Genomic DNA, 18,459 nt, shown 5'->3' on the forward strand with positions numbered 1-18,459 from the left:
TTCATCATTTATCTTTGCACGTCTTTTTTAATTAAAAACTTCAAAAATTAAAAGCAAAATGAAAAAAGTATTTTTCGCTTTCGTTGCAGTTGCTACTATCGCATTAGTATCTTGCAACAACCAACCAGCTGCTGAAGAAGCAACTACAACTGAAACTACAACAACTGAAACTGCTGCTCCAGCTGCAGAAGCCGCTCCAGCTACTGAAGCTGCTCCGGTTGCTACAGATTCAGCTGCTGCTGCTGCCGCTGCTGCCGCTGCTCCAGCTGCTGACGCTGCTGCTGCTCCAGCTGCTGCAACTAAGTAATTAGTTTTTAAGTTGTAAAACTTAATAAAGAACCTCGCCTTTGGCGGGGTTTTTTGTTTTTACCCATCTTAGCTGGTTGCGTATAGCAAATAACTCATAGGTGAAATGCATGTAGAGCGCAACTTCTGCTTGCCGATAAAAAAAGAATTGAGTAGAACAGGTCGTATATTTTCATTTCTCAAAAATTCATGTAGGTTTGCACCTTGATTTTTATTAAAACAACAAAGTTCAAGCAATGGCAAATATTGAAGAGCGCGTAAAAAAGATAATCGTTGATAAATTAGGTGTAGAAGAAAGTCAAGTAACACCTGAGGCAAGTTTCACCAACGATTTAGGTGCCGATTCATTAGATACTGTTGAGCTCATTATGGAGTTTGAAAAGGAATTTAATATTGGTATTCCCGATGAGCAAGCAGAGAATATAACTACTGTTGGTCAGGCTATTGAATACCTTAAGAAAACAATAGCAGCTTAATTCCATTATTTTATAGCAAATGCACCTGAGGCGAGTAGTCATAACAGGCATAGGTGCCATTACACCTATTGGTAATACTGCTCCTGAGTATTGGAGTAGTTTAATCAATGGTAAAAGCGGTGGTGCTCCTATCACCCGTTTTGATACTGCTAAGTTTAAAACCCGTTTTGCGTGCGAGGTAAAGAGTTTCGATCCGCTTAATTTCTTTGAGAAGAAAGATGTTAAGCGTTTTGATCGTTATGCTCAGTTTGCAATGGTAGCAGCCGCAGAAGCTGTGGCAGATGCAGGCATTGCAGATGAAAAACTGAACAAAGAACGCATAGGTGTAATTTGGGCTTCGGGAATTGGAGGTTTAGAAGTTTTTGAAGAAGAAATGCTGCAGTTTGCATTAAGCGAAGGCATTCCTCGTTTTAACCCCTTCTTTATTCCCAAAATGATTGCCGATATTGCTGCGGGGCAAATTTCTATGAAATATGGCTTTAAGGGGCCTAATTATGCACCTGTGGCAGCTTGTGCATCATCTACCATTTCGTTGGCAAATGCTTTTGACTTAGTAAGATTTGGCAAGGCCGATATTATTATTGCCGGAGGTTCCGAAGCCGCCATTACGCGAGGAGGCGTAGGCGGATTCAACAGTATGAAGGCAATGAGTGAAAGAAACGATAGCCCGGAAACGGCTTCGCGCCCTTATGATAAAGATCGCGATGGCTTTGTAATGGGTGAAGGTGGCGGTGGATTGGTATTAGAAGCATTAGAGCACGCCTTGGCGCGAGGCGCTAAAATTTATGGAGAAGTTGCAGGCAGTGGTTTAAGTGCCGATGCATATCATCTTACAGCTCCGCATCCGGAAGGCGAAGGGGCAGCAAGAGTAATGCAGCAGGCATTAGCAGATGCAGGTATGCAGCCGGGCGATATAGATTATGTAAATACGCATGGTACCTCTACTCCTTTGGGCGACAACGCAGAGTTGATTGCTATTAAAAAAGTTTTTGGAGAAGAGGCGTATCGCTTAAACATAAGTGCTACCAAGTCTATGACAGGGCATTTACTGGGAGGAGCAGGCGCTATTGAAGCGATTGCTTCGGTACTTACTGTAAAGCACGATATAATTCCGCCTACGATCAATCATTTTACAGACGATCCCGAAATAGACGCACAATTAAATCTTACCTTTAATACTGCTCAAAAAAGAGTGGTGCGTGCCGCATTGAGTAATACTTTCGGTTTTGGAGGGCACAATGCTGCGGTGCTTATTAAAAAGTATGAGTAGTTTCTCACTTTTCTAATAGTGAAAACCTTATTTCATCTAACAATGCTTTCAGTTTTCTTTTCAAATTTTTCCCTTCTAATTCTAGCAATATAGAAGAAGAAAAGTTGGGGTTTAAACTCCATTTCAGCACTCTTTTATGAAAAGGTAAGGAAGTGTAAGGGAATTTGTGCAGCTGTAAATTAGGTTTTAGTTTTGGGTAAATATTCTGCTCATAGTCGTTTTTGGTAAAGCGATATACAGTAGGTTCTAATGGTGGCATCACTTCTAAACCTAGATGCACCGTTAGGTGAAGTTTATCGGTAATAAGCGGTTTGGAGGCAAAGGCAATAAGGTTGTGAATAAAGGCTACGCTGGTGTAGCCTGTGCCAATACACACATTGCTGAAGATAAACTTTGGAATTAAATCTCTATGAAAGATAAAACAATCGTATCCCGGATGCAATTTGCCCATTTGGGCTAAAGCAAGGGGAAGTTCGTTGGAGCTTTGCCATTTATTGGCAATTCTTCTTCTATTGATGGTAATGGCATCATAGCCTTGCTGCACCAATACTGCTGCTGCTTCGTAGAAGTGTGGTGTAATGGTAATATCGGTATTAGTATAAATTAAGTAAGTGGCTTTGCTATGGTGGTATGCTGCCAATAGAATATCGGCAATAAGTGGAAATTTTTTGGCGTTTGGCAAGTGGGCCACATCGCGAATAGAGCGTTGTAAATTAGGAAGTTTGGTAAAGGACGGTGGAACCGCCTTTTCGTCTTCTTCGTATTGTATGCTCAGTAACTCAACTTGTGCTTTTGCTTCGGCAAATTGCCTGGCACGGCACATACTTTCAAACGTAAGCGGTTGTGCATAATGCAGTTCGCTGGTTGTTGGAGCGGCAACGGGATTTACAATATGAGCAAATGTAAGCAAGCGGAAATTTTAGATGCAAACTTATTGTTTTACTACTTTTCCGGTAAAGCGTATTTTGTTATCTATTTCTAACTTATAGAGTAACACTCCGGGAGCTATACTGGGGCTAGATAGTTTGTATTGATAAACTCCTTTTGCAAGTTCAATACGTGCTACGGTGCTGCCAATTATATTGCTTACTACAATTGCTGCTTGCGTGAAATTTTGGGGTAATCCATCTACGGCAAAGAATGTTTCGCTGGTGAATGGATTGGGATAAACGCGCACATTTGGTTTCCACGTTTTTAGCGTTTGAATAGAAGTGGTATTGGTGTCGTAATTGCAGGTGCCGTTGTTTACATTAGCTCCGGGTAAGTAGTTGGTGGCTGCGGTATCGGTGCAACCGTATATTTTTTTTACACAGCCTCCGGTGTCTAAATTGGCACTTGGGTTATAGTTTAGAGAGCCGGTATCGGTACAGCCATAGATAAACTCATGTGCTAAAGCTCTAAATCCATTCAATTTACCATATCCATAAGCGGGATTGTCGCTTGCGGTGGTAAAGCTATCGCGTTTGGCGGTGAGTGTAATAGCTTGTTTAATTTCGTCCCAGCGTGCGGTAGGGTGTTTTTCTAAGTAGAGTGCCACAAATCCTGCCACCAAAGGTGAAGCCATAGATGTGCCGCCATTGCGCATGTGTTTTTTTCCTAAGCCTACTTTTAGTCTATTGGCAGGCGTTGCCAAGTATTGAGGTATAAGGTTTAAATCTCCGGTTGTAATAGTGGTGCTGCCTGTGGCGCTTATGTCTGGTTTAAGTCGTTCGTCTCTGGTGGGTCCAAAACTTGAATCATAGAACCGCTCGCCAACTTTGCTCTTTCCACCATCGGTGCCATCGCGGCCAATAGAATCGGCATCTAAATAAATTGCACGGTTGGTATAGTTGGCAACTGTAATTACTTTATTGCTGCATTGCCAACTCGAAACAATTGTTTTAAGCGAATCGGGATAGCGGTAATCGGTTTTAGTAATGAGGTTGGGTAGTACGGCAATAGGGTCGGAGCTGCCCACTAAAGCTGCACTTGCCCATATTTCGCAGGTGCCGGTACCAAAAGTTTGCAACTTCCACCAAAGTGAGGTATCTACTGGAGTAATTAGGGCTTCAACGTGGTAGGCATCTTGTTGCATTTCTGCATACATTTCAACTTTGCCGAGTAGTTGAGTTCCGTTGTCGGTATATAAATTTCTAGAGAGTAATATGCCACCCTGCGTTGGGTTAAAATCGCGCATTACATTAAAGCGTCCGGTAGCAACAGTATCTACTAAATTTCCGGTTTTTGTACTTACAGCACCTATTAAAAATTCGGCTTGGTTAAATTGGGCTGTATCTGCCCAAAAATCGAAATACAAGCCCGGTACGCTTTTGTTGTATCTAAAATAAGTAGTGGCAGAATCGTTGTTAATAGTGTGGCGTATATGATATTTAATGTTTCCTGCATTACCGGCTGCGGCTACCACAGCACGTCCTTTTTTCTCGGAAATTAAATCGTCAATAATTTGAGAGGTTAAGTCTTTGCCATCGCGCGAACCATAGTAAGTGCCCACAGATGTATTGATAACACAGGGCTTTCCAAGTGCATCGGCCTTTTTAAAGATATAATCAACAGCATCGGCAACTCGTGCCAAAAAGTTATTGCCCGATACGGGAATGCGAACAGCAATAATATCGCTTTCGTAAGCTACGCCTCTATACCGCAGCGTATCGTAAGTTAAGCCACGTCCGTTGCCTGCGGCTATGCCGGCAACGCAAGTTCCGTGCGCATAATCTGACGCAGCCGGAGCGTGGGTGCAAGTTCCGTTGTTGATATCAATCCAATTCCATTCTTGCCCATAATTATAGGGTGCCGGAGTTACCGATGGCGTGGTAATAATTTGATCCCAAATAAAGCGGATTCGGGTGGTGCCATCGGGGTTTTTAAAATCGGGATGTTGCCAATAAATACCGCCATCTATAACGCCCACCACAACACCTTTGCCAGAATAAGCTTGCAGCAGAGGGCTGTAGCCGGCATGTGCACTGTCTATATTATTGTTGATGCGGGCTGTATCCATCATTTTAAAACCTTGTGCAGAAAAATTAGCTATGCGATACACAGCTTGTTCTTTCGAAAAATCAATAATTCTTGCGGTAGGAATTTCAACAGAATGGATATTCCCAATGCTGTATTTTAAGTAACCATCGTACCGCTGGCAGGCCGCTTCTATCTTTTCGGCATTGCCTTCTACCAATAAACCGAGGGTGGCCGCTTTTATTTTTCCACTTTTTAAAAGTGAGAGCGAACGCAGGTCTATCTTCGATTTTTCTTGTGCCAGCGCCATACAAAAAGCAAGACTAAACAAGAGCGTACATATCTTTTTCATACTTCCAATTGTTTTTTATGAAGGTATTATGAACAAAACGGTTGCAAACAAAGTTAGTTCATATATTTTCGCCTTCATTACAAAGTTTTAAAAATGGTATTTACTATAATTCAGGCTGTGCTATTTATTGCTGTAAGCGCTTTTGTTTTTACTAACGCTTTCAAAGCCTATAAGCGAATTTACAGAAACATCATGTTGGGGAAAAAAGAAGTAATAAACGATAACCCTCAACAGCGTATAAAAAATGTACTACTCATAGCTCTTGGGCAAAAGAAAATGTTTAAGAACGTTATTCCTGCTCTATTGCACTTGGTAATTTATGTTTCGTTTGTAATTACTCAAATAGAGTTAATCGAAATTTTAATAGATGGCGTTTCCGGGCAGCACCGCTTAATTTATCACGCAGTAGAAGAGACTGTTTTTAAAGATTTCTATGTGTTTGTAATCGGATTTATTGAAATACTATCGGTACTTACATTCGGTGTAACCATCGCATTTTTGTGGAGAAGGAATATTTTGAAATTACCACGCTTTAAAAAGCCTGAAATGAACGGCTGGCCTACCATTGATGCAAATAATATCTTGTATTTTGAATTAACGCTCATCACTTTTATTTTTATGATGAATATTGGTGATGGTGCTAAGTACTTTCTCAAAACCGGACATAGCTATGGTTTCGCTATCAGCAGTTTGTTTGTGCCGGCATTTGCATCACTACCCGAAGCGGTATTAACCGTAATAGAAAGAGTTGGCTGGTGGGGACACATCTTATTGGTATATTATTTATTACTTTATTTACCACGCTCTAAGCACTTACACATTTTGTTGGCCTTTCCTAATACATATTTCTCTAAGCTTACTCCCAAAGGCTATATGAACAATATGCCTGAGATTACCAAGGAGATAAAACTTATGATGAACCCCGATGCTGCTTTTGCTGCGCCTGCCGAAGAGCCTGCCGAGCCGGTTAAGTTTGGGGCAAAAGATGTGTTTGATTTGAGTTGGAAGAATTTGCTCGATGCCATGAGTTGTACCGAGTGCGGACGCTGTACGGCAGCATGTCCTGCCAACCAAACAGGAAAATTACTAAGCCCGCGTAAAATAATGATGAATACACGCGACCGCTTAGAAGAAGTGGCCAATGTAATAGATGCCAACAGTGGAGTATGGAAAGAAGATGGCAAATCGCTCATAGAAAACGGTTATATATCTGTAGAAGAATTACGCGCCTGCACCACATGCAATGCATGTGTAGAAGAGTGTCCTGTAACCATTAGTCCTTTAGATATAATTCTACAGCTGCGCAGAAACTTAATTATGGAAGAAAGTAATGCTCCGGCTGAGTGGACAGGCATGTTTGCCAATATGGAAAACAATGGTGCTCCTTGGCAATTCTCGCAGCAAGATCGCCTAAAATGGGCAAGCGAATCTTAATTGCGCTGTCTGCACATAAAGTAGAAAACAGCTTGCAATAGTATTCCGGCAAAGGCTACTGTTGTTTTAAGGAAAAAAGGAAGAAAAGTATGCTTACCGAACAGCTTAAAGAGAAATATGCAGCGCTTGAATTGCAACTGCATCCCGAGTGCAAAAAGATTTTAGCACAGTGGGAAGAAAAGAAAAAGCAATACAGCAACGAAACCTTTGCATTTAAAGTGCGCGACAAGGTGCTTCAACTGCCATTTACTTACAAGTCTTTAAGCGGAACAGCAATTCGCAAAGTGTACTTGCCTCGCTACAGCGATTGGGGCGATATTCTTAAATGGCAATTGCAAGAAAATGTGCCGGGTGAATTTCCATATACCGCAGGAGTATTTCCCCTAAAACGCGAAGGCGAAGATCCCACACGTATGTTTGCAGGCGAAGGCGGCCCCGAAAGAACCAATAAGCGTTTTCACTATGTGTCGCTTGGCCAGCCGGCCATTCGCCTATCAACAGCATTCGATAGCGTTACGCTTTATGGCGAAGACCCCGATCATCGCCCCGACATTTACGGAAAAATAGGCAACAGCGGGGTAAGCATTGCTACCGTAGATGATGCCAAAAAACTTTACAGCGGTTTCGATTTGTGCAATCCAAAAACCTCTGTGAGCATGACTATAAACGGTCCTGCACCAATTATACTTGCCTTTTTTATGAATGCCGCCATAGACCAAGAGTGCGAAAAGTACATGGCAGAAAACGGTATTGCAATGAAAGAGCATGTAAACCTGCCAGCATACAATGGCACACTGCCCGAAGGCAATACAGGCTTGGGTTTACAACTGCTTGGCTTAAGCGGCAGCGATGTGCTTCCGCCAGATGTATATCAAAGCCTAAAGGCAAAAGCATTAGCTGCTGTGCGCGGAACAGTACAGGCCGATATTTTAAAAGAAGACCAGGCGCAAAACACTTGCATTTTCAGTACTGAATTTTCTTTAAAACTAATGGGCGATGTGCAGGAGTATTTTATTCAAAACGATGTGCGTAATTTTTACTCCGTTTCTATTAGCGGCTACCATATTGCCGAAGCCGGAGCCAACCCAATTACGCAACTTGCATTTACCCTTGCCAATGGATTTACTTATGTAGAATACTACATCAGCCGCGGTATGAAGGTAGATGACTTTGCACCTAATCTTTCGTTTTTCTTTAGCAATGGCATGGATCCCGAATATGCCGTAATTGGCCGTGTGGCACGTAGAATTTGGGCAAAGGCAATGAAGCACAAATACAAAGCCAACGACCGTTCGCAAAAGTTGAAATATCACATTCAAACATCGGGTAGAAGTTTGCACGCACAAGAAATAGATTTTAATGATATACGCACCACCCTGCAAGCGTTGTATGCTATTTACGATAACTGTAATTCGCTACACACCAATGCGTATGACGAAGCTATTACTACTCCTACCGAAGAGAGTGTACGCAGGGCAATGGCTATTCAGTTGATAATAAATCGTGAATTAGGTACAGCAAAGAACGAAAACCCCAACCAAGGTTCGTTTTTAATAGAAGAACTAACAGATTTGGTAGAAGAAGCTGTGCTCTTAGAATTCAAGCGTATTACGGAGCGCGGTGGCGTATTAGGTGCTATGGAGCGCATGTATCAGCGCAATAAAATACAAGAAGAAAGTTTGTATTACGAGCATCAAAAGCACACAGGAGAGTTTCCGATTATTGGTGTAAATACTTTTCTTAGTAAAAAGGGCTCACCAACCATTATTCCACAAGAAGTAATTCGCTCTACTACCGAAGAAAAAGAATATCAAATAGCCGCCCTCAATGCTTTTAAAGCCCGCAATGCCGCTAAAAGTGCAGATGCACTGCAGCGTTTACAGCAAGTAGCCATTGCCAACGGAAATTTATTTGCCGAACTAATGGAAACGGTAAAGTATTGTAGCTTAGGGCAAATTACACATGCCTTGTTTGAGGTGGGTGGACAGTATAGAAGGAGTATGTAACTATGTGTTTGCCGCAAAGCGGCAAAAGTAAAGAACCTAACACAGCATGTTTTGGTCTTAGAAAAGAGATATTTTCAACCAATTTCTTTTCTGTAAGGTTTCATATTTCTCCTCTATTATTGTTGTTCAATAAATACAGTTGCTACATGGAGATATATAAAGTTTTCAGGTTCGAAGCGGCACATTTTCTGCCCAATGTTTCTGAAACACATAAGTGCAGAAATATGCACGGACATTCCTATAAATTTACCATTTACTTACAAGGTGAGGTAAATCCGCAAAGTGGGTGGCTTATAGATTTTCACGATATAAAAACAGCCGTAAAGCCACTGGTAGATGAGTTAGATCACCAAGTGCTGAATAATATAAACGGGCTTGAAAATCCCACAGCCGAAAACATCACTATATGGCTGTGGAATAAGATAAAACCACTATTGCCACAGTTGTCGAAAATTCATTTAAAGGAAACAGAAACTTCGGGTTGCATTTACGAAGGGAAATAGTGTAAGCATGTCGCTCCAATTGCCATACGATAATACTGCCGGCCCATTTAGTGGCGATAAAATTCTATGGCATTTAGAGGCGCTTGAAGCGCTAAAAAACGGAAAGGTTCCTGCTCCCATTTCGGTGGAGTTAGATCTTACCAATGTGTGTAATTTAGATTGCCCTTATTGCACCAATGCAAGCTACCGAAAAACCTGCGAAGAATTTCTTGCACCCGAAACGGCAGAAAAGGTAATTAGAGAATTGAGCGCCATGGGCGTAAAGTCTATTACATTCACGGGAGGTGGAGAACCAACCATGTATTTGCAGTTAGAAAAAATGCTGCGGTTGGCAAAATCGTTGGGATTAGATGTGGCACTTATTACAAATGGTCTTCGCACATTTTCTGCCGAAGCAATTTTAGAAACCTGCACATGGGTGCGCTTTTCGGTAGATGCTTTCGATAGAGAGTCTTATTTGCAATCTAAAAAAGTAGATGGATTTACTAAAGTATGTAGAAATATTGCTGCGCTTACCGAAGCCAAAAAGCAAAGCAATTCAAACTGCACTATCGGCATAGGCATACTTTCGGAATCTATTGGCTCTGGCATGTTTGCCAAAACCACAGAAATACTTAAGCCACTGGGTGTAGATTATATTCAGTTTCGCCCAATGACTTTTTTAAACAGCGATAAACGCAGCGAAGCACATGTGTTGCAGTGGAGCGAAGCCGACTATAAAAATGCAAAAGCAATGGAAACAGATTCTTTTAAAGTATTTATCTCCGCGGCTAAATATCAGAATCGAAATGGCAATCTCACAGAGCGGAAATACACCCACTGCACCGGAGTTTATTTTGCATGTGTAATTGGCGCCACTGGCGATGTGTGGATTTGTTGCCACATGCGTGGCAATAAAAAGTTCTCTCTTGGCAATATTCATGAGCGTTCTTTTACCGAAATATGGAACGATACCGAAACGCGCAATGCCATATATGCCCGCATCGGAAACTTCGAAGAATGTATGCCGCTGTGCAGGTTTCACGGGCAAAATACATTGCTTGCCAATATCAATTGGCAGCCGCAACACCAAAATTTTTTATGAACCCTAAGCCCCGCTCCAAAAGAATTTTATACATAGTTCAACATCGGCACAACCGTTCCGGAGGACAGCGTTTTAGGTGCGAACAATACATTCCGTACTTAAAAGATGCAGGCTTTGAATGCGAGTACGCGCCCATTTTAATAGATGAACAAGAAGATATAGATTTCTATAAAAACAAAAATTACTTCAAGAAGTTGATATTGTTTTTAAAAGGTGCGTATCGCAGGTGGCAAGATGTGCAAAGGGCAAAAAATTTTGATGTGATTTTTATTTATCGTGAAGCATTCATGACCGGCACTACACTTTTTGAGCGAATGCTTAAGCGAAGCGGAGCCAAAGTAGTGTTCGATTTCGATGACGCAATTTGGAATTTTGATGTGTCGGCAGGCAATAAAAATTTAGGTTGGTTAAAGCGCCCGCAAAAGGTAAACGAAATTATGGCAATGGCAGATTTAATACTTGCAGGCAGTAGCCATTTAGCAGCACACGCACAGCAATATAATAGCCGCGTTCAGGTAATTCCATCTACATTAGACATGGAAAAATATACTGTTGCATCCAAGTGCGAAAATAAGCAAGCGCCAATAGTAATTGGCTGGTGTGGCAGCATTACCACTTTAAAGCATTTTGAAATAATCCTTCCGGTTTATAGCAAATTGAAGCAAAAGTTTGGAAGCCGTATTGCATTTGCCTTATACGGTTTGCCCGGTTATATAAACGAAGCTCTTGAAATACGCAGTGTAGATTTTTCTCCCGAAACAGAAGTGCCGTTTATTTCCTCGTTTGATATTGGCGTAATGCCTCTGCCCGACAATGAATGGACACGCGGCAAATGCGGTATGAAGGGATTGCAATACATGTCGCTAGGTATTCCTGCGGTAATGCAAGCCGTGGGCGCTAATTGCGATATTATTACAGATGGAGAGAATGGCTATTTGGCAACCACCGAAGCAGAATGGATAGAAAAAATATCGTTGTTGATTGAAAAGCCCGAACTGCGACAGCAACTAGGCGCCAATGGAAGAAAAACCATAGAGGCGCATTACTCGGCACAAGCCATTAGGCACAAATATGTACAATTGTTTCAGGAGTTGGTTACATGCTAAACTAAGTATGTAATCCACCGTTGATGTTTATTACTTCGCCTGTAATGTAGCTCGATGCTTTTGATGCTAAGAATCCTACTACTTCTGCTACTTCTTCGGCCTCGCCAAAACGTTTCATAGGAATGATTTGTTGGTATTGAGCTTCGTTAATATCTTCGGTCATTTCTGTTTTTATGAAACCCGGAGCCACACAATTTACGGTAACGCCTCTACGAGCCACTTCTTGCGCCAATGCTTTGGTAGCGCCAATTACAGCCGCCTTCGATGCCGAATAATTTACCTGCCCTGCCATACCTTTTACACCCGAAAGTGAAACCACATTCACTATTCTTCCGAATTTTTTAAACATCATAGACGGCAGTACCAGTTTGGTGATATAAAAGAAGGAGTCGAGGTTGGTGTGTAACACTTCTTCCCAATCGCTATCAGGCATCATAAGCATAAGGTTGTCCTTCCTAATGCCGGCATTGTTTACTAAAATTTCGAGCGGTTTATCCTTGTTATTTTCTATCCATCCGCCTAAAACAGTTTGTATGGCATGTTTATCGGCCACATCAAATTTAAGCAGTTCGGCAGTGCCACCGGCTGCTTCTACTAGTGCGGCTGTTTTTTGTGCCTCGGCATCATTGCTTCGGTAGTTAATTACTACGTGGTTGCCCTGAGCTGCCAATTGAATGCTTACTGCGCGTCCTATACCTCTAGAGCCTCCTGTTACTAATGCAAATTTCATGTGTAAGGTGTTTTTTCTATTGCCGCAAATAAACAAAAATCAATATAGCCGACTAAGGTACATGCAAAATCGCATAAGCAATGCAATGGAAGATTCGGGTAGAGGCGAGCCGGAGAGTGTTAAAGTATGAACTCTTGGGTGTGGTTCATTTTGTGTGGAAATTTTTGGAAAATATAGCTAAAACAAAGGCCTGTAAGGAGTTTTAATGAATTGAGGTGCCTAAAGAACAACAAACGGATTTTCTTAAAAATTTGGATGTGTCGCAAAAACAAATAGTTTTGGCACTCCTTATTTAAAAAGTTTAATTTATTTAATAACCAAAACAAATACTGTCATGGCTCAGGCTAACGCAGCGCAACCAAAGAAATCGGGAAATTTTCCAATGGGTATTGTGGTAATTGTTACCGCATTAATTGTTTCAGAACTTATCTTCCACTTTGTGTTTGGAGATGTAAAACACTTCTTGGACGAAACGCGCCACGAACCTAAACCCGGAGATTATTTCGGGATTATCTACAAAGGTGGTTTCATAGTTCCTTTCTTAATGACAATGGCAATAACTGTACTTGCTTTTGGCGTAGAGCGTTTTATTACTATCAATAAAGCAAACGGAACCGGCTCATTGGAGGCGTTTTTGCAGAAAGTAAAACATAATTTAGCTACAAACAATATAAGCGCTGCAAAAGCAGAGTGCAATAAACAAAAAGGCTCTGTTGCCAATGTAGTATTGGCCGGCTTAAACAAGTACGAGGAAATGGAGAAAAATACTGACTTGGAAGAAGAGAAAAAAATTCTTGCAATCAGTAAAGAAGTAGAAGAAGCTACTGCATTAGAGTTGCCTTCTTTAGAGAAAAATCTTCCAATCTTAGCAACTATTGCATCGGTAGCTACACTCGTTGCGTTGTTAGGAACGGTAATTGGTATGATTAAAGCGTTCGCTGCTCTTGCTACATCAGGAACTCCGGATCCGGGCGCGTTGGCATCAGGTATTTCTGAGGCGTTGATCAATACCGCTATCGGTATCGGAACTTCTGCATTTGCTATCATTTTCTACAACATCTTTACCAGTATGATCGATAAGCTTACTTACGGTATTGATGAAATCGGTTTCTCGATAGCACAATCTTTTGCTTCAGGCAAACACGGTAAATAATTTTTTAAACCTAAAAAGCATTCAACGATGCCAAAGGTTAAAGTTCCTCGCAAGAGTACTATTGTAGATATGACCGCCATGTGCGATGTATCGTTTCTACTCCTTACTTTCTTTATCTTAACGGCAAAATTCCGTCCGGATCAAGCTGTGGTAATAGATATGCCTTCTTCTCGTTCAAACATTAAAGTAGAAGATGCCATTTTTGTTACGGTAGATAAAGATGGGAAAGCTTATTGGAGTACCAACAGCGGCTCCGTTCGCTACGAAGCAATCAACAATATGATTGAAAAGTATGGCGAAAAATATCCTAACTTGAAGAACCTTACAGAAGAGCAGAAAAAGCAATTTTCGCTCATGGACATGTTTGGTACGCCAATTGAGGACTTGCCGCGTGTACTTAGTTTAAGTGGAGTACAGTACAATGACTACAAAAAGAAACTGCCCGGTATTCCAACAGACTCTATTCACAACCAATTAGGCGATTGGATTATGGCTGCACGCTATGCCAATCCTAAGATGCGCATTGCCATAAAGGGTGATAAGTTCACCAATATAAAGGCAGTACAGCGGGTGATAGAAATTTTTAAAGAAAAAGAAGTATATCGTTTTAACTTAATCACCAACCTTTCAAAAGGAGGCGAAGAAGCAAAAGCGGAGGAATAAAAATTATTCAATAAAAAAGGAGAAGTTGCGTTATGGCTCAAATGGATACCGCAGATAGTGGCGGAAAAGACGGGAAAAAGCGGAGTAAGAAGATGTCCACAAGGGTGGACTTAACACCAATGGTGGACTTAGCGTTTTTGTTGATTTCGTTCTTTATGCTTACTACCACGCTCAACAAACCTCAGGCTATGGAACTAAACATGCCTAAAAAGGTAAATGAGCCCGAAGAACAAACCGATGTAGCAGATTGCCAAGTAATGAATATATTACTGGATACTTTAGATCAGGTTTGGTATTATGAAGGTCTTTCGGTAGCTGGCTTGCAAAAAACAACCTTTGCCGGAGATGGTGGTATTAGAAATGAGATTTTGAAAAAGCAAAAGGAATTAGCCAAGAGCGGTGCTTGTGTTTATCCGGCAGGCAATAAAAGAGCAGGGCAACCACGCGATTTTATTGTACTTATTAAAATGATGAAAGGTGCTCGCTACAACAATATGGTTGGAATCTTAGATGAAATGGATATTACCGGAACTAAAATTTATGCTATTCAAGAACCAGATCCAATTGAAGTGGAAGCGGTAGAGAATGGCGGGTCGGTAAAATCATTTGCTCAGGAATAAATTTGTGGAAATTAAACAGTGGTGCATCATAAAATAAACGCGTAACAAAAGCTATGCAAGCAACACAGAAAGATTATTTGAATTGGAGTTTTGACGACATCGTATTTGACGATAGAAATAAAGCATACGGTGCGTATGAACTCAGAAAAATACAACCAAAGAATTCCGGAGTGGGATTGCTTTTGGCTTTGATATTTTTCGTTGCTCTTATTGTAGCCAGCCAAGTAGATTGGTCTTTTTTAGGCTCAAAGGCAAATGAAGAAGAAACGGTAGAAACTGTGGTAACGCTCTCTGAGCCACCACCGTTAGATGAAAAAGCTCCACCGCCACCGCCACCACCGCCACCGCCACCGCCACAGCGCCCAACAGTGCGTTTTGTGGAGATGATTGTGAAAAAACAAGAGGAGGTGCGCCAGCAAGAAGAAGAGCCTGTGAAAATTGAGGATATCAAAGAAGCAGAGATTGCTACTAAAACACAGGAAGGTGATGCCAATGCTGAACCAACCATAAATGAACCTGTGGTGATAGACGCTCCGGTGGTAAAAGAGCCGGAAATTTTTACTATCGTAGAGCAGCAGCCGGAGTTTCCCGGAGGTGAGCAAGCACTCTACAAATATCTGCGCGATAACATCCAATATCCCAATATGGAGCGCGATAACGATATTCAAGGTAAGGTTATTGTAGCATTTGTAGTGTGGGACGATGGCAGTATTCGCCAAGTGGAAGTAAAGAAAGGTGTTAGCCCCGGATTAGATCGCGAAGCAAAGCGTGTAATAGAGGGTATGCCTAAATGGAAAGCTGGAAAACAACAGGGTAAGTCTGTACCTTGCCGCTATGTGGTTCCGGTAGTGTTTAGATTACAGTAATACACTCATAAATTAGTTACGTAAAGCCATCTCAGTTGAGGTGGCTTTTTTGTTGTTATCATATTCACATATTTTCGATATTGGCTAAATTGTATAAACATATTTTCACCCAAATTTTTTGAGTGAGGTATCTTTATTTGTTATTGAGCATATTAAGTGTGCCGGAGCTGAGCGCACAGGTGAAAATTAGTGGTTCGGTTATTGACAAAGCAGATAAGTCTGAACTTGCAGGAGTTGGAATTCTACTTCTTTCGGCAAAGGATTCTACTTTTATTAAAGGTACGGCTACCAATGAGCATGGTAAGTTTGAAATTACATCAGCTTCAGGCAAGTACTTACTTAAGTTTACTTTTTTAAGCTATAAAGCCAATGTAATACCATTGGAGATAAAAAAAGAAGATATAGTACTGCCCGTTGTTTCTTTAGCAGAAGATGTAAAAGAATTGAAAGGTGTGGTTATAGAGCAAACTGCAGTTCGTGCAACTCAAAAAGAAGATACAACTGAATTTAATTCTTCAGGATTTAAGACCAACCGTGATGCCTCTACGGAGGAACTAATTCAAAAAATGCCGGGCATTACAATAGAAAATGGCACGGTAAAAGCTAAAGGCGAAGAGGTAAAGAAGGTATTGGTAGATGGTAAACCTTTTTTTGGTTCGGATCCCAGCACAGCATTGAAAAATTTACCGGCAGAAGCCGTAGATAAAATACAGGTGTATGATCAAATGAGCGATCAGAGCCGTTTTACGGGCTTTAATGATGGAAACGACCAACGCACTATAAACATCGTAACCAAACCCAATATGAATAATGGTGTGTTTGGTAAAGTTTATGGCGGTTATGGCTACCTGAACGCACACCGCTACAATGCAGGTGCTAATGTGAATTGGTTTAATGGCAACCGCAGAGTGTCGGTACTTGCTATGAGCAACAATATTAATCAGCAAAATTTTTCAATAGATGATTTAATGGGGCTTTCAGGAAACAGTGGTGGTGGAGGTATGGGTAGAATGCGCATGATGGGCGGTGGGTCGCGCCCTCCAATGGGTGGAAATTCAACCATCAGTAATTTTATGGTGGGGCAGCAAAGCGGTATTTCTACTGCCCATGCCGTAGGTATCAATTACAGCGACCAATGGAGCAATAAAGTAAAAGTTACGGGGAGCTACTTCTTTAACTTAACGGATAACAGTAACAGCAGCGAAACCGATAGGCAGTATTTTTCAAGTGGCGAAACTTCTACTCGATATAAAGAAACTGCCAGTGCCACTACACGAAACATAAACCACCGTTTTAATTTTAAGTTTGAATATGCCATAGATTCAAACAATTCACTTTTTATTACACCTAAGTTGAGTGTGCAGCAGTATAACCAAAAGAGTACCACAGTAGGCGTAAATACACTTTTAAATGGTGGTGAAATAAGTTCGCTTTCGAGTAAATATACTTCGAGCAATTTGGGCTATAATGCTTCGCTTAATACATTGTTTCAGCATAAATTCTTAAAGAAAGGGCGAACCTTTTCAATAGATATAACCGGAGGTGTAAATAATAGTAATGGACAATCTTCGCTTCATTCCGAAAATGGATTTTCATTATTGCAAGATACGATGGAGTTGAATCAACAATCGGATAACGGAGTGCAAAATTACTCCGGCTCGGCAATAGTTTCTTATACGGAGCCAATTACAGAATTGAGCTTAATGCAGTTTAGTTATGCTCCATCTTATACATGGAGCAAGCGCGATAAGAATACATACGATAGCGATACGCTTACCGGTGATTATACACAGCGCAACTACCAACTTTCGAACTATTTTGAAAATGCATACATGACACAGAGGGCAGGCTTTGCCTATCGGCTGAGAAGTAAAAGTGATGCTATTAACTTTAGTGCAGGTGCCGATGTTCAATATGCACTTTTAACCGGAGCACAAACGTTTCCAACAGAAAGTAATGTGCGCAAATCCTTTAATAATGTATTGCCTAATGCTTCATTCAAATATAGCTTTAGTAAACAGGGAAGCATCCGTATAAATTACACAAGCTCTACCACACCGCCAAGTATTACGCAAATGCAGAGTGTAATAGATAACAGCAATCCGTTGTTTATTAGTATAGGTAATCCATTGTTGAAACAAGATTACAAACACAGTATCAATGTGCGATTCAATAATATTGATGCTGCTACCATGCGCATGTTTTTTGGATTTGTTTCCTTTACTTACACTCAAAATTATATTGGCAACTCTACCACCATTGCACTAAAAGATACAATGCTGCAAAATAATGTGTTGGTGAATGCAGGTGCGCAACTTACAAAGCCAATAAATCTTTCAAACAGTATTAACCTGCGTAGTTTTTTTGGATATGGTTTGCCAATAAAACCGATAAAGTGCAATATGAATTTTCATGCAGGAGTTACTTACAGCCGCACTCCAAGTCTCATCAATGGTGTCCAAAATTTATCTAACACCGTAAATGTGGCGGGTGGTTTAGTATTGGCAAGTAATATCAACGAGAATATAGATTTTACAATTCATTATATGGGCAATTACAATATAGTGAAGAACAGCCTAAATAAGCAGCAGAACAATAACTATTATTTCCATAATGCCGATGTGCGGTTTAATTGGAATTTTTGGAAAGGGTTTGTGTTTAATACCACTTTGAACAATACATTGTATGCGGGTGTGGCTCAAGGCTTTAATCAAAATTTCTTTTTGTGGAATGCATCATTGGCGTATAAGTTCTTGAAAGATCGCTCGCTGGAAGTAAAGGCAAGCGTATTTGATATTTTAGGGCAGAACAATAGTATTTCGCGCACTGTAAACGAAACGTATATGGAAGATGTGCGCACACAAGTATTGCAGCGTTATGTAATGCTTACAATTACTTACAATCTGCGCTATTTTAAGAAGGCTTCTTAATGGTA

Annotated in this window: 16 protein-coding genes; 13 read left to right on the forward strand and 3 right to left on the reverse strand. The window is 40.9% G+C overall.

Annotation, left to right across the window (positions count from 1 at the left end):
- Positions 1–58 precede the first annotated feature (58 nt).
- The 3 genes from KF872_00150 (at position 59) to fabF (ending at position 2,052) form a co-directional block, all read left to right on the forward strand.
- Positions 59–307 carry a hypothetical protein gene (locus KF872_00150; GenBank protein MBX2901933.1) on the forward strand — a complete coding sequence of 83 codons (249 nt, stop codon included), beginning with the start codon at positions 59–61 and terminating at the stop codon, positions 305–307.
- A 235-nt stretch (positions 308–542) separates the two neighbouring features.
- A complete protein-coding gene (locus KF872_00155) occupies positions 543–782 on the forward strand; it encodes an acyl carrier protein (protein ID MBX2901934.1) in 240 nt (79 codons plus the stop codon).
- Positions 783–801: 19 nt separating this feature from the next.
- Entirely contained in the window at positions 802–2,052 is a 1,251-nt protein-coding gene (fabF, locus tag KF872_00160; GenBank protein ID MBX2901935.1) for a beta-ketoacyl-ACP synthase II, read from the forward strand.
- A 4-nt stretch (positions 2,053–2,056) separates the two neighbouring features.
- Here the strand turns inward: fabF and KF872_00165 are convergent, their stop codons facing one another.
- Both KF872_00165 and KF872_00170 read right to left on the reverse strand, forming a co-directional pair.
- Positions 2,057–2,962 (reverse strand): hypothetical protein, encoded by a 906-nt coding sequence (locus KF872_00165; protein ID MBX2901936.1) that lies wholly within the window; start codon positions 2,960–2,962, stop codon positions 2,057–2,059.
- 21 nt (positions 2,963–2,983) lie between these two features.
- Positions 2,984–5,359, reverse strand: coding sequence for a S8 family peptidase (locus KF872_00170; GenBank protein ID MBX2901937.1), 2,376 nt, complete (start codon positions 5,357–5,359; stop codon positions 2,984–2,986).
- A gap of 93 nt (positions 5,360–5,452) precedes the next feature.
- Between KF872_00170 and KF872_00175 the strand changes: the two genes are divergently transcribed.
- The 5 genes from KF872_00175 (at position 5,453) to KF872_00195 (ending at position 11,492) form a co-directional block, all read left to right on the forward strand.
- Positions 5,453–6,793: a (Fe-S)-binding protein gene (locus KF872_00175; GenBank protein ID MBX2901938.1), complete on the forward strand. Its 1,341-nt coding sequence runs from the start codon at positions 5,453–5,455 to the stop codon at positions 6,791–6,793.
- An 89-nt stretch (positions 6,794–6,882) separates the two neighbouring features.
- Positions 6,883–8,799, forward strand: coding sequence for a methylmalonyl-CoA mutase (locus KF872_00180; protein MBX2901939.1), 1,917 nt, complete (start codon positions 6,883–6,885; stop codon positions 8,797–8,799).
- A 146-nt stretch (positions 8,800–8,945) separates the two neighbouring features.
- Complete coding sequence (gene queD, locus KF872_00185) at positions 8,946–9,302, forward strand: 6-carboxytetrahydropterin synthase QueD (GenBank protein ID MBX2901940.1); 357 nt, start codon at positions 8,946–8,948, stop codon at positions 9,300–9,302.
- 7 nt (positions 9,303–9,309) lie between these two features.
- On the forward strand, positions 9,310–10,386 hold the full coding sequence (locus KF872_00190; GenBank protein ID MBX2901941.1) for a radical SAM protein: 1,077 nt from the start codon (positions 9,310–9,312) through the stop codon (positions 10,384–10,386).
- Positions 10,383–11,492, forward strand: a complete 1,110-nt coding sequence (locus KF872_00195; protein ID MBX2901942.1) for a glycosyltransferase family 4 protein — start codon at positions 10,383–10,385, stop codon at positions 11,490–11,492. The genes KF872_00190 and KF872_00195 overlap by 4 nt, the downstream gene beginning before the upstream one ends.
- 1 nt (position 11,493) lies before the next feature.
- Here KF872_00195 and fabG read toward each other — a convergent pair whose 3' ends face one another.
- Entirely contained in the window at positions 11,494–12,222 is a 729-nt protein-coding gene (fabG, locus tag KF872_00200; protein MBX2901943.1) for a 3-oxoacyl-ACP reductase FabG, read from the reverse strand.
- Between the two features lie 334 nt (positions 12,223–12,556).
- Here fabG and KF872_00205 point away from each other — a divergent pair, with 334 nt between their 5' ends.
- The 5 genes from KF872_00205 to KF872_00225 all read left to right on the forward strand — a co-directional run bounded on the left by KF872_00205 (position 12,557) and on the right by KF872_00225 (position 18,454).
- Positions 12,557–13,375 carry a MotA/TolQ/ExbB proton channel family protein gene (locus tag KF872_00205; protein ID MBX2901944.1) on the forward strand — a complete coding sequence of 273 codons (819 nt, stop codon included), beginning with the start codon at positions 12,557–12,559 and terminating at the stop codon, positions 13,373–13,375.
- Between the two features lie 27 nt (positions 13,376–13,402).
- Positions 13,403–14,038, forward strand: a complete 636-nt coding sequence (locus tag KF872_00210; protein MBX2901945.1) for a biopolymer transporter ExbD — start codon at positions 13,403–13,405, stop codon at positions 14,036–14,038.
- Positions 14,039–14,070: 32 nt separating this feature from the next.
- Positions 14,071–14,658, forward strand: coding sequence for a biopolymer transporter ExbD (locus KF872_00215; protein MBX2901946.1), 588 nt, complete (start codon positions 14,071–14,073; stop codon positions 14,656–14,658).
- Positions 14,659–14,711: 53 nt separating this feature from the next.
- Entirely contained in the window at positions 14,712–15,524 is an 813-nt protein-coding gene (locus KF872_00220) for a TonB family protein (protein MBX2901947.1), read from the forward strand.
- Positions 15,525–15,646: 122 nt separating this feature from the next.
- Positions 15,647–18,454, forward strand: coding sequence for a TonB-dependent receptor (locus KF872_00225; GenBank protein MBX2901948.1), 2,808 nt, complete (start codon positions 15,647–15,649; stop codon positions 18,452–18,454).
- The last annotated feature ends 5 nt before the right edge of the window (positions 18,455–18,459 follow it).

The sequence above is a fragment of the Chitinophagales bacterium genome, from assembly GCA_019638515.1.
Lineage (GTDB): Bacteria > Bacteroidota > Bacteroidia > Chitinophagales > LD1 > UBA7692.